Below are 12095 nucleotides of genomic sequence, written 5' to 3' on the forward strand. Positions count from 1 at the left end.
TCGTCTCAGGCAGCGTCGAGATAGTTTCTGACGGTTTCCAGAAATTTTGCGACCGAAATCGGCTTGGAGAGATAAGCCTCGCAGCCCCCCTCCCGGATGCGCTCCTCGTCGCCCTTCATGGCGAAGGCAGTGACGGCAATGACGGGGATTGCCTTCAGCTCCGCGTCCTGCTTCAGCCATTTCGTCACCTCAAGACCGGAGACTTCAGGCAGCTGAATGTCCATGAGAATGAGGTCCGGCCGGTTCGCGCGGGCGATTTCCATCGCCTCCACGCCGCTGGCGGTCTTGAGGGTCGCATAGCCGTGGGCCTCGAGGAGATCGCTGAACAGCTTCATGTTCAGGTCGTTGTCTTCGACGATGAGAACGGTCTTCGGCATATGCGACGCCTCTTGCGCGGCGGGCCCGCTCCATCCGCGAAGGACAGGCGGGCTCTCACTTCCCTGTGCGATCGATGCTAGAGATAGCAGCCCACCCGTTGATGAATGGCAAATCTGATCCACGAAATGCGGCCGAACAAGTCATTGTCCGCAGCGCAGGCGGAAAACTGCGCCATCACCGCCCTTTCCTTCTTGGCGGCCGATCCCGAGCGGCTGGGACGCTTCCTCGCCCTCACCGGGCTCGGTCCGGAGAACATCCGCGCCGCGGCGGCCGAACCGCGCTTTCTCCTGTCGGTCCTTGACCATCTGCTCGCCGACGAATCGCTGCTGCTCGCCTTCGCGGCCAACAACAACCTCGCTCCCGAGGAGGTTGCACGCGCCCGGGCCACCCTCGATCCGGACACAGCCAGAGAGCAGTGAAGGGCAGTGGCAGCCTGTTGCCGATTGCCGACGGGGCAGGGCCGGTGGATGATGCTCTCCCGCCGGATTCGGGCGGGCACGGGGCTTGCATCATGGCCGACGCGCCGAACATCTTCTGCCGCGACTGCCTGAGCGCGACGGCGCCGCCGCGCCCGCGCTGCCCCGCTTGCGGCAGCCCGCGCGTCATCGCCCATCCCGAGCGTGACCGGCTCTCCATCGCCCATGTCGACTGCGACGCCTTCTACGCCACCATCGAGAAGCGCGATGCGCCGGAGCTGCGCGACAAACCGGTCATCATCGGCGGCGGCAAGCGCGGCGTCGTCTCGACCGCCTGCTATATCGCGCGCACCTACGGGGTGCGCTCCGCGATGCCCATGTTCAAGGCGCTGCAGGCCTGCCCCGATGCGGTGGTGGTCAAGCCGGACATGGAGAAATACGTCCGCGTCGGGCGCGAGGTGCGCCGCCTGATGCTGGAGATGACGCCGCTCGTCGAGCCGTTGTCGATCGACGAGGCCTTCCTCGACCTCACCGGCACCGAGCGCCTGCACAAGGCGAGCCCGGCCGTCACGCTCGCGCGTTTCGCCCGGCGCGTGGAGGACGAGCTCGGCATCACCATCTCCGTCGGCCTGTCGGTCAACAAGTTCCTCGCCAAGATCGCGTCGGACCTCGACAAGCCGCGCGGCTTCTCCATCATCGGCGAGGCGGATGTCGCGCCCTTCCTCGCCGGCAAGCCGGTCTCCATCATCTACGGCATCGGGGCGGCGACACAGGAGCGCCTGGCACGCGCCGGCCTCAGGACCATCGACGACGTCCGGGCCCGGGACGCGGGCGAGATCGTCGCCCTCGTCGGCAAGGACGGCCTGAGGCTGCACCGCCTCGCCCACGGCATCGACACGCGCAAGGTCGACCCGGTGCGCGAGACCAAGAGCATCTCCGCCGAAACGACCTTCGACCGCGACATCAGGGATGTGGAGACGCTGGCGCCGATCCTCTGGCGCCTGTCGGAGAAGCTGTCGCTCAGGCTGAAGAAGGCCGGCTTCGCCGGGCGCAGCGTGACGCTGAAGCTCAAGACCGCGGACTTCCGCACCAGGACGCGCTCGCGCTCCGGCATCGCGCCGACCCAGCTCGCCCGCCGGCTCTTCGACATCGCGGCGCCCATGCTGACGAGCGAGTGCGACGGCACCGCCTTTCGCCTCATCGGCATCGGCACGACGGACCTGTGCGATTCCGCCCTGGCGGATGTGGGCGACCTCGCCGACACGGAATCGGTGCGCCTCGCCCGGATGGAGAAGGCGGTAGACAGTCTGCGCGAGCGCTTTGGCAGGACTGCCGTCGTGCGCGGCATCGGCTTTGCCGTCGAAACCGGCAGGCCGGCGGACAAGAGGGGTGACAGCCGGCGCTGACGCGCCGCAGGGAGCGCCGGAGCAGGCGCGTCCGGCGATTGGGGCTAACGCCACACCAGCCAGACCACCAGCGCTGCGGACGCGATCCACAGGCAGACGATGGCGACCGCTGCGACGTGGCTCACCGGCCGCTCCAGGGCCGCAGCCGCCAGTTCCCGGTGCTCGGCCATGATTCCCGGCGGGATCAGCCTCACGACCGCGAGGATGCCGAGCGGCACGAGGATAACGTCGTCGAGATAGCCCAGGACCGGGATGAAGTCCGGGATCAGGTCGATCGGCGACAGCGCATAGGCCGCAACGAGGAGCGCAAGAGCCTTGGTGCACCACGGCACGCGCGGGTCGCGGCCGGCGAGATGAAGCGCATGCACATCCCGCTTGATGACGCGTGCCCACTGCCGCAGCCCGCCGGCCATTCCAGGTCTCAGGGCACCCCGCAGGGGTGCGTTTCGAGCATTTCCAGGGTCTTCATCTCGCCCTTGAGGGAGAAGTCGCCGTAGTCGAGCACGAGGTCGCGGCTGATGCCGTTTTCGTAGAGCTCGAAGGAGAGCTGGTAGCGCGGCGTGCGCTCCCCCTCCCCCTCCTTGGTGAAGTAGCTGATCTTCACGGGCCAGCGGGGGATGTCCTTCAGCGCCGCATGCCGTGCCGCCTCCTCAAGGCTCGCGGTGTTGTCCGCCCCCTTCTGCCGGCCGATGATGGCGAGCGTGTCGTAGATCTGCCGGCCGTCATCGGAGCCGTCGAACACCCGTGCCTCGATCAGCGTATCGCCGGCCTTGGCAGCGGCGATGATGCGCCGCAGGTGTTCGGTCGGGAAGATCACCTCGCCATCGAGCGAAAAGCGGTCGCGTTTCGGTGCGCGGGTGCGCACAACGAGGCCATCCGCCGCCTCCCGTTCCGCCTGGCCGTCGACGAGCTTGGCCGGCGCGCCGCTGAAGGTCGATTCGGTCTTGAAGGTGAAGCTCGCCCCCTTGCCGTCCTCGAAGGTCGTGGTCCGCAGGTCGGATGTGCGCTGGCCAATGTCCCCGCCTTCGAGCACCGTCACCTGTCGGTATGTCAGGGCGTAGCCCTCGCAGGTGTTGCCGGTGAAGGAGAAGGCGACGCGCCCGCGGGCGGCCTCCACGCCGCGCGATCCCTTGCTTGCGAGCAAGGTAAGATCATAGACGACGCGGTGCGGCGCCAGCGGCATCACCGTCGAGGCGGCCGCGACCGGACCGAGGCTCACGCCGAGGGCCAGCAGCGTGCCGAGACAAACCTTCATGCAATTCTCCACTGCCGCGTCTTGCCGGCATCGTTCCGTCGTGGCGTCCTGATTAGACGGCTGCGGCCCCCACCGGTCAAGGCAACAGAGGCCGAGAATGCCGCGTGATCGGGATCGCGCACGGAAGACGGCATTCGGCCGGCGCTTGCCACACGTCGGACTTGCGACATGACGGCGGATCGGCAACAACCTTGCCCGGTCGACGCCCGGGCCGGGCGAGGCATTCACATTCGGAGACAGATGATGAGCACCATCGACGCCGTCCTCGCCGAGCTCGGCATCACGCTGCCGACGCCGGCGGCCCCCGTCGCGAACTACCTGCCCTATGTGCGCACGGGCAACCTCCTCGTCATCTCCGGCCAGCTCTGCCTCGGTCTCGACGGCAAGCTCGCCGACGCCCACAAGGGCAAGCTCGGGGCTGGCATCTCGCCCGAGACCGGCAAGGAGGCGGCGCGGCTGTGCGCCATCAATCTGCTCGCGCAGGCCCGCGCCGCCCTCGGCGACCTCTCGAAGATCAAGCGCTGCGTGCGCCTTGGCGGCTTCATCAATGCAACGCCCGATTTCGCCGGCCTCGCCGGGGTCATGAACGGCGCCTCCGACCTCATGGTCGAGGTGCTGGGCGAGGCCGGGCGCCATGCTCGCTCGACGGTCGGCGTCGCGGAACTGCCGCTCGACGCCTGCGTCGAGGTCGAGGCCATCTTCGAAGTCGCCTGAGGAACGACACATGCCCGCTCCCTCCTGGCTCACGGCGCAGCCCGTGGCGCACCGTGGGCTGCACGTGGTCGCCGACCGCGTGCTCGAGAACACGCCCGGCGCGGCCCTTGCCGCCGTCGCGCGCGGCTTTGCCATTGAATGCGATGTGCAATTGACGGCGGACGGCGAGGCCGTCGTCTTCCATGACTTCACGCTCGACCGCCTCACCGGCGAGAGCGGCCGCATCGACACCCGCACGGCCGCAGCGCTCGCGGGCATCGTCTTCCGCGACAGCGACGACCGTATTCCGACCCTGGGTGACTTTCTCGATCTCGTCGGCGGCCGCGTGCCCGTGGTCGTCGAGATCAAGAGCGGCTTCGACGGTAACCTCGCCCTGACGCGGCGGGTCGCGGAGGTGGTTGCCGGCCGGGACGACCCGATTGCGCTCATGTCCTTCGATCCGGCCATCGTCGAGGCGCTCGCCGAGCTTGCGCCGGGGCGCCCGCGCGGCATCACGGCGGAGGCGAACTACGACCACGGCGAATGGGCACGCCTGCCGGCCGCCATGCAGAAGAGCCTAGGCCATCTGCTGCACATGGAACACTCGCGACCCGACTTCATTGCCTGGCACGTGAAGGACCTGCCGCATGCTGCTCCCAACATGGCGCGCTATTTCGGCATGCCGGTGCTGACCTGGACCGTGCGCACGCCCGAGGACAAGGAAACAGCCATGCAATATGCCGACCAGATGATCTTCGAGGGTTTCGTACCCTGAGACCCTACCGGCCGGCGGCTGGCGCACATAACTTAGCGGCATGACCCCATTCGCGAGCCGCCGCAGCCGATGACGACGAAAGCCGACGACGACGCGGGCCTCATCGTCCGCGTCGCTCCCTCGATCTCCGCCATCACCGCTGCGGACTGGGACGCCTGCGCCAACCCGCAGGGCGCCGCACAGGAACCTCAACCGGCAGATCAAGCAGCACCGGCGACCGATTTCCGCAACGCGACTTTTCGTACCCCTGACGACGACCGGACCTGCGCCGGCCGCGGCACCGCCACTCTTGAATCGGTTTCCCAGCACGATTCAGATAACCCTTTCATTTCGCATGCCTTCCTGTCCGCCCTCGAAGAATCCGGCGCTGTCGGCGGGCGCACGGGCTGGACGCCGCTTCACCTCGCGGTCGAAGGACCGGACGGCACCGTGCGGGCCGTGGCGCCCTGCTACGGCAAGTCGCACTCGCTCGGCGAATATGTCTTCGACCACGGCTGGGCCGATGCCTTCGAGCGCGCCGGCGGGCAATATTACCCGAAGCTCCAGCTGTCCGTGCCCTTCACGCCAGCAACCGGCCGGCGCCTTCTCGCGCGGCCCGGCCCCGGCGCGGACGCCGCGCGCCACGGCCTCGTCGCCGGCCTCAGGGCATTGCGACGCGAGATCGGTGCCTCGTCCGCGCACGTGACCTTCCTGCCGCAGGAGGAGTGGCGCTTCCTCGGTGAAGAGGGCTTCCTCCTGCGCACCGACCGGCAGTTCCACTGGCCCAACGAAGGCTATCATTCGTTCGAGGATTTTCTCGGCGCCCTGTCCGCCCGCAAGCGCAAGGCTATCCGCCGCGAGCGGCGCGATGCGCTCGGCCCCGGCATCGCCGTCGAGCCGCTCACGGGCAGCGACATCACGGAAGCCCACTGGGACGCTTTCTTCGACTTCTACCAGGACACCGGTTCGCGCAAATGGGGCCGGCCCTACCTGCCGCGCGCCTTCTTCTCCCTCGTCGGGGAGCACATGGCGGACAGGATCCTCCTCGTCATGGCCCGGCGGGGCGGCCGCTACATCGCCGGGGCGCTCAACTTCATCGGCGCCAACACCCTCTATGGCCGCAACTGGGGCGCCATCGAGCATCACCCCTTCCTGCACTTCGAGCTCTGCTATTATCAGGCGATCGACTTTGCCATTCGGCGCGGCCTCACGCGCGTGGAGGCCGGGGCGCAGGGCGAGCACAAGCTCGCCCGCGGCTACAAGCCCACCTTCACCTATTCGGCGCACGACATCGGCCATCCCGGCCTGCGCCGGGCGGTGGCCGACTATCTGGCGCGCGAGCGGATCGCCATCGAAGCGGAGATGGAGGCCCTCGCCGAGGAACTGCCGTACGGGCACGAAGGTCGAGGGGCACGCGCGCTCGGTGCTTGACGTTGGAGGCGGTGCTCGCCAAACCTGCACCGTCGGTGACCCATGAGGATGGCATGAGCAGCTACGACCCCAACAACATATTCGCCAGGATCCTCCGCGGCGAACTGCCGTGCGAGCGCGTCTACGAGGACGAGCACACGCTTGCCTTCATGGACATCATGCCGCGGGCCGACGGTCACGTGCTCGTCATCCCCAAGGTCGAGGCCCGCAACATCTTCGACATCCCCGCCGAGGATCTCGGCCGGCTTGCGATCAGTGTGCAGAAGGTGGCACGGGCGGTGAAGGCCGGCATGGACGCAGAGGGCCTCACCATTCAGCAGTTCAACGAGAGCGCCGGCGGCCAGGTCGTGTTTCACATCCACGTCCACGTCCTGCCGCGCTGGAAGGACGTGCCCCTCAGGCCGCACACCGGCGAGATGGCGCCGCCTGAGACGCTGAAGGCCCACGCCGAGCGCATCCGCAGGGCCCTCGCCGCCGGCTGATTCCCTCCCGACGAACCGCACGAACGGTGGCCGCTGTCGGGCAGAGGCCACCCGTCTCTCGCAGGACAAGCCTCGCGCCAGCCAGCCACTCGAGAATGGCAGCCACGCCCCGTGTGCCGACCATTCGACGAGGTGACGCGTGCTGCCCCGAACCTGGCTCCACAGCTTTTCGATCCGCATGCGGATCGCCGCCCTCAGCCTCACGGCCCTCATCGGCTTTGCCACCATCGGCGCCATCTACGCCGCGAGCAACGCGCAGATCGAGGCGGCACTCGCCGAAAAGGACGCCTATGCCGATCTTGCCCACGCTGCCGAGAGCTTCCGCGCCGCGACGCTGCGGGTCGAAGGCGACGTCAAGGACTACCTGCGCGTGCGCACCGATGTCGTCGCGCGCAAGTTCGACGAGGGGGCGCGTCAGGCAACCGAAGCCCTCGCCACCCTGCGCTCCCTGCCAATGGCCGGCGACCTTGGCGCGAGGATCGACGAACTCGGCAAGGCGCTTACCGCCGTCCAGACCTCCTTTCGAACCGTCACAGGCCTCGTGAACGATCTCGGCACGAGCCCGGACAGCGGGCTCGGCGGCAACCTCCAGGCAGCCGCCAAGGCAATGGAGCAGTCGCTCGTCGATTTCGCGCGCGACAATCCGGATCCCGAGCTCAACCGGCTGATCGTCGCCTTCGACCAGTTGCGCAGGGCGGAGCGCGAGTATCTGCTGACAGGCGGCGACACAGAGCGCGGCCGGATGGAAGTTGCGCTCGGCCGCGTCGAGCGCCTCCTCGCCCGGGCGGAGACGCTGACGCCGGAGCTGCGCGCCGGGCTCGTAGATGGCCTGAAGACCTACCGCGCCACGGTGGACAGCTGGCAGGAGAAGCGCGATCTCTTCGTGCGCGTCGGCGATCAGCTCGCCCTCTCCACCGACGTCATCGACCCGGCCGTCGCCGCCATCGTACAGACCGCGTTGGGTGGATCGGCCGCCGCGACGCAGCGCCTCCAGCGCATCGCAGATGCGACGACCAATGTCGTCCTCGCGACGATCGCCGCCTCGGCGGTGATCGGCCTCGCCCTCTCCTGGCTGATCGGCCGCAGCATCAGCCGGCCGCTCGACGGGCTGGCGATGACCATGCAGCGCCTCGCCGCGGGCGACACCGGAATCGCTATCCCCGCCGTGCCCGGGCGCAACGAGATCGCCCGCATGGCGGCAGCCGTCGCCGTCTTCCGCGACAATGCTCTGGAGCGTGACGCCCTGACGGCGCGGGAAGCGGCGGAACAGGCAAGGCGTGACGAGCGCGCCGCCCAGATCGAGGCGATGATCGCCCGCTTCGAGGCCACCGCCAAGGCAGGCCTCGTCGAGGTGCGCCGTGCCGCGGCCGAACTGCGGACGGCCTCGGATGCGCTTGACGCCACAGCACGCGAGGCGGCCGGACGCATCAGCGAGGCAGACAGCGCGGTCGCGGTGGCCTCCGACAACGTGTCCTCGGCCGCCACGGCAACGGGCACGCTCGCTCAGTCGATCGATCGCATCACCGAGGAGGCCGCCCGCTCGACAACCGTTGCCGGGCGCGCCCGCGATGAGGTTGCCGAGACCGTCGAGACCGTCCAGAACCTCGCCACGGCTGCCGATCGCATCGGCGAGGTGGTGAAGCTGATCCTCGCCATCGCCAACCAGACGAACCTGCTCGCGCTCAACGCCACGATCGAGGCGGCTCGCGCGGGCGAAGCCGGCAAGGGGTTCGCCGTTGTCGCTTCCGAGGTGAAGACCCTCGCCAGCCAGACCGCATCCGCGACCGAGGAGATCCGCAGCCAGATCGCCGCCATCCAGGCCGTATCCGACACGGCGGTGGACGCTATCGGCCATGTCAACGCGATCATCGTGGAGATGGCCGCCATGGCGGGAACCGTGTCGGACGCCGTGCGTGAGCAGGAAAGGGTCGTTCGCGCACTCGCCGACAACGTCGATCGCGCCTCGGGCGAGGCGGCCACCGGCGCAGGGGCCATGAGAAGCGTTGCCGAAGCCGCCGAGGCGACCCGCACGGCCGCGCGCGACGTGGACGCCCTCGCCGACCGCCTGGCGGACCAGACGGAAACGATCGAGCGCGCGATCTCGGCCTTTCTGGAGGATGTGCGCGCCGCCTGACGCGGCGCGAGGAGGACGCTTCAGCGCAGCAGGTCGCCGCTCGCTACGGCCTTGATCAGGGCCTGTGCGGGATCGCTGACCTGGTCCCAGACGAGCGAGCCAAGGAAGAAGCTGATCAGCACGATGATCGGCAGGAAGAACCAGGACATCACTTCTTCGGTGCGCTGGCGGCGACGCCGGCGCTCCCGTCTACGCTGAAACCAGCTTGCCACCTTCAACCCCTGACGAGCGGGACCTTGGGTACGGTGCTGACCGGCGCCGGCAGGCCGCCCTTGCCGCCCCGCCCTCCTGTCTCACCACCACCCGGCTTGCGGCCTTTCTGCACCTTCCGGACCGGCTTTGTCGAGCCCCGCTTCACCTTGCGGCGCTTGGCGGCATCGGCCACGTCCTTTTCGGGCTTCGGCGTCACCGGCCCTTCCGGATACTCGAAGCCAAGGCTGCGCGTGCCAGTCTCGTCGGTGACGACGACGACGCGCACGGCGCCGCCATTTTTCAGGCGCCCGAACAACACCTCGTCGGCGAGAGGCGTCTTGATCGTCGTCTGGATGAGCCGTGCCATCGGGCGAGCGCCCAGCGCCTCGTCGTAGCCGTTGTCGACCAGCCACTCGCGCGCCTCGTCGCTGAGCTCGATGGTGACGTTGCGGTCGGCCAGCTGCGCCTCGAGCTGCAGGACGAACTTGTCCACCACCTTCGCCACCACCTCCTTCGGCAGATGGCCGAAGGAGATGATCGCGTCGAGGCGGTTGCGGAACTCCGGCGCGAAGAGGCGGTTGACGGCCTCCTGGTCGTCTCCCTCGCGCTTGGTGCGCGTGAAGCCGTAGGCCGGCCGGGCGAGGTCGGCGGCGCCGGCATTCGTCGTCATGATGAGGATGACGTTGCGGAAATCGACCTGCTTGCCGTTGTGGTCCGTCAGCTTGCCGTGGTCCATGACCTGCAACAGGATGTTGAACAGGTCGGGATGGGCCTTCTCGATCTCGTCGAGCAGCAGCACGCAGTGTGGGTGCTGGTCGACACCGTCGGTCAGAAGCCCGCCCTGGTCGAAGCCGACATAGCCGGGCGGCGCGCCGATGAGCCGCGAGACCGTGTGCCGCTCCATATACTCGGACATGTCGAAGCGCAGCAGCTCGACGCCGAGCGTCGCCGCCAGCTGGCGCGCCACCTCGGTCTTGCCGACGCCCGTCGGGCCGGCGAAGAGATAGCAGCCGATCGGCTTCTCGGCGTCGCGCAGCCCGGCGCGGGCGAGCTTGATGGAGGCCGACAGCGCCTCGATGGGCCGCTCCTGCCCGTAGACGACGCGCTTTAGGGTCTCCTCGAGGTGCTGCAGCACCTCGGCATCGTCCTTCGACACCGTCTTGGGCGGAATGCGCGCCATGGTGGCGATGGTCGTCTCGATTTCCTTGACGCCGATCGTCTTCTTGCGCCGGCTCTCGGGCACCAGCATCTGCGAGGCGCCGGTCTCGTCGATGACGTCGATCGCCTTGTCCGGCAGCTTGCGGTCGTGGATGTAGCGGCTCGACAGCTCCACCGCCGCCTTGATGGCGTCGTTGGTGTAGCGCAGCTTGTGGAACTCCTCGAAATAGGGCTTCAGCCCCTTGAGGATGGCGATGGTGTCAGGGACGCTCGGCTCGTTGACGTCGATCTTCTGGAAGCGGCGCACCAGGGCCCGGTCCTTCTCGAAGTACTGGCGGTACTCCTTGTAGGTGGTCGAGCCGATGCAGCGCAGCGTGCCGGAGGCGAGCGCAGGTTTCAGCAGATTCGACGCATCCATCGCGCCGCCGGAGGTCGCCCCGGCGCCGATCACCGTGTGGATCTCGTCGATGAAGAGGATCGCGTCGGGATGCTGCTCGATCTCCTTCATCACCTGCTTGAGGCGCTCCTCGAAGTCGCCGCGGTAGCGCGTGCCGGCGAGCAGCGTGCCCATGTCGAGGGCGAAGACCGTCGCATCGGCCAGCACCTCCGGCACCTCGCCCATCACGATCTTGCGGGCGAGCCCCTCGGCGATGGCCGTCTTGCCGACGCCGGGATCGCCGACGAGCAACGGATTGTTTTTGTGCCGGCGGCACAGCACCTGGATGGTGCGCTGGATCTCGCCCTCTCGGCCGATGAGCGGGTCGATACGTCCCTCGCGTGCCTTCTTGTTGAGGTTGACGCAGTAGGCCTCGAGCGCATCGCCCTTCTTCTTGCGCTGCCCCTCCGCCTCGTCGGTGCTCGACGAGCGCCCTTCGCCTTCCTCGTCGGCACCGCGCGGCGCGCGCGTCTCCGACAGACCGGCTCGCTTGGCGATACCATGGCTGATGTAGTTGACCGCATCGTAGCGCGTCATGTCCTGCTCCTGCAGGAAATAGGCCGCGTGGCTCTCGCGCTCGGCGAAAATGGCGACGAGCACGTTCGCACCCGTGACCTCCTCCCGGCCCGAGGACTGCACATGGATGACGGCGCGCTGGATGACCCGCTGGAAACCCGCGGTCGGCTTCGATTCCTCGCGCCCGTCGGCGACGAGGTTGGTCAACTCGGTATCGACATATTCGACGAGATTGCGGCGCAGCATCTCGAGATCGACATTGCAGGCACGCATCACCGCAGCCGCATCCTGGTCGTCGACCAGGGCAAGCAGCAGATGCTCGAGCGTCGCGTACTCGTGGTGGCGCTCGTTGGCGAAGGCCAGCGCCCTGTGAAGCGCCTGTTCGAGACTGCGGGAGAAGGTGGGCAAAAGGATCTCTCCCCTATTTCTTTTCCATGACGCATTGCAGCGGGTGCTGGTGCTGCCTTGCAAAATCCATCACCTGGGTCACTTTGGTCTCGGCAACCTCATAGGTGAAGATGCCGCATTCCCCGACGCCGTTCTGATGCACGTGCAGCATGATCCGGGTAGCGTCCTCCCGGGCCTTGTTGAAGAAGCGCTCCAGGACGTGCACCACGAACTCCATCGGCGTGTAATCGTCGTTGAGCAGCAGCACGCGATACATGCTGGGCCGCTTCGTCCGCGGCTTGGTTTTCGTTAGAAGCGCCGAACCCGGACCATCGTTCCCTTGTGAGGGACGCAATCCGCCACGCCGGCGCTCCGTCATGCCCGTCGTCGGCCCCACGGCCCGCTCGTCCAGCTTCCCAGTCCCTGTCGGCATCGTGTCCGCAAATGATCCCGCGCT

The 12095-nt window shown here is 67.8% G+C and carries 13 protein-coding genes; 7 read left to right on the top strand and 6 right to left on the bottom strand.

The window, feature by feature from the left end:
- Nucleotides 1–5: 5 nt before the first annotated feature.
- Nucleotides 6–377, bottom strand: coding sequence for a response regulator (locus BOQ54_RS10730; RefSeq protein WP_055458085.1), 372 nt, complete (start codon nt 375–377; stop codon nt 6–8).
- Nucleotides 378–482: 105 nt separating this feature from the next.
- Between BOQ54_RS10730 and BOQ54_RS10735 the strand changes: the two genes are divergently transcribed.
- Both BOQ54_RS10735 and BOQ54_RS10740 read left to right on the top strand, forming a co-directional pair.
- The gene (locus BOQ54_RS10735; RefSeq protein ID WP_082464695.1) at nt 483–797 is read left to right on the top strand and encodes a DUF3572 domain-containing protein; all 315 of its coding nucleotides are present in this window, start codon (nt 483–485) and stop codon (nt 795–797) included.
- A 92-nt stretch (nt 798–889) separates the two neighbouring features.
- The gene (locus BOQ54_RS10740; protein WP_186437978.1) at nt 890–2200 is read left to right on the top strand and encodes a DNA polymerase IV; all 1311 of its coding nucleotides are present in this window, start codon (nt 890–892) and stop codon (nt 2198–2200) included.
- Nucleotides 2201–2244: 44 nt separating this feature from the next.
- Here the strand turns inward: BOQ54_RS10740 and BOQ54_RS10745 are convergent, their stop codons facing one another.
- Entirely contained in the window at nt 2245–2613 is a 369-nt protein-coding gene (locus BOQ54_RS10745) for a YkvA family protein (RefSeq protein WP_071923887.1), read from the bottom strand.
- 8 nt (nt 2614–2621) lie between these two features.
- Entirely contained in the window at nt 2622–3455 is an 834-nt protein-coding gene (locus tag BOQ54_RS10750; RefSeq protein WP_055458083.1) for a cell envelope integrity EipB family protein, read from the bottom strand.
- A 243-nt stretch (nt 3456–3698) separates the two neighbouring features.
- On the opposite strand from BOQ54_RS10750, the gene BOQ54_RS10755 reads away from it, so the two are divergent.
- The 5 genes from BOQ54_RS10755 to BOQ54_RS10775 all read left to right on the top strand — a co-directional run bounded on the left by BOQ54_RS10755 (nt 3699) and on the right by BOQ54_RS10775 (nt 8949).
- Nucleotides 3699–4169 (top strand): RidA family protein, encoded by a 471-nt coding sequence (locus BOQ54_RS10755; protein ID WP_055458082.1) that lies wholly within the window; start codon nt 3699–3701, stop codon nt 4167–4169.
- A 10-nt stretch (nt 4170–4179) separates the two neighbouring features.
- Entirely contained in the window at nt 4180–4923 is a 744-nt protein-coding gene (locus BOQ54_RS10760) for a glycerophosphodiester phosphodiesterase family protein (protein WP_071923888.1), read from the top strand.
- A 69-nt stretch (nt 4924–4992) separates the two neighbouring features.
- Nucleotides 4993–6333, top strand: a complete 1341-nt coding sequence (locus BOQ54_RS10765; RefSeq protein ID WP_071923889.1) for a GNAT family N-acetyltransferase — start codon at nt 4993–4995, stop codon at nt 6331–6333.
- Between the two features lie 53 nt (nt 6334–6386).
- Nucleotides 6387–6815, top strand: a complete 429-nt coding sequence (locus BOQ54_RS10770) for an HIT family protein (RefSeq protein WP_071924475.1) — start codon at nt 6387–6389, stop codon at nt 6813–6815.
- A gap of 139 nt (nt 6816–6954) precedes the next feature.
- A complete protein-coding gene (locus BOQ54_RS10775; protein ID WP_055458079.1) occupies nt 6955–8949 on the top strand; it encodes a methyl-accepting chemotaxis protein in 1995 nt (664 codons plus the stop codon).
- A gap of 20 nt (nt 8950–8969) precedes the next feature.
- Here BOQ54_RS10775 and BOQ54_RS20380 read toward each other — a convergent pair whose 3' ends face one another.
- From BOQ54_RS20380 to clpS, 3 genes are all read right to left on the bottom strand, one after another.
- Nucleotides 8970–9098: a hypothetical protein gene (locus BOQ54_RS20380; RefSeq protein WP_276199658.1), complete on the bottom strand. Its 129-nt coding sequence runs from the start codon at nt 9096–9098 to the stop codon at nt 8970–8972.
- Between the two features lie 65 nt (nt 9099–9163).
- Complete coding sequence (gene clpA, locus BOQ54_RS10780) at nt 9164–11659, bottom strand: ATP-dependent Clp protease ATP-binding subunit ClpA (RefSeq protein WP_071923890.1); 2496 nt, start codon at nt 11657–11659, stop codon at nt 9164–9166.
- A 13-nt stretch (nt 11660–11672) separates the two neighbouring features.
- On the bottom strand, nt 11673–12017 hold the full coding sequence (gene clpS, locus BOQ54_RS10785; protein ID WP_055458463.1) for an ATP-dependent Clp protease adapter ClpS: 345 nt from the start codon (nt 12015–12017) through the stop codon (nt 11673–11675).
- Nucleotides 12018–12095: the final 78 nt, after the last annotated feature.

Origin of the sequence: Chelatococcus daeguensis (assembly GCF_001887265.1) — a bacterium.
Lineage (GTDB): Bacteria > Pseudomonadota > Alphaproteobacteria > Rhizobiales > Beijerinckiaceae > Chelatococcus_A > Chelatococcus_A sambhunathii.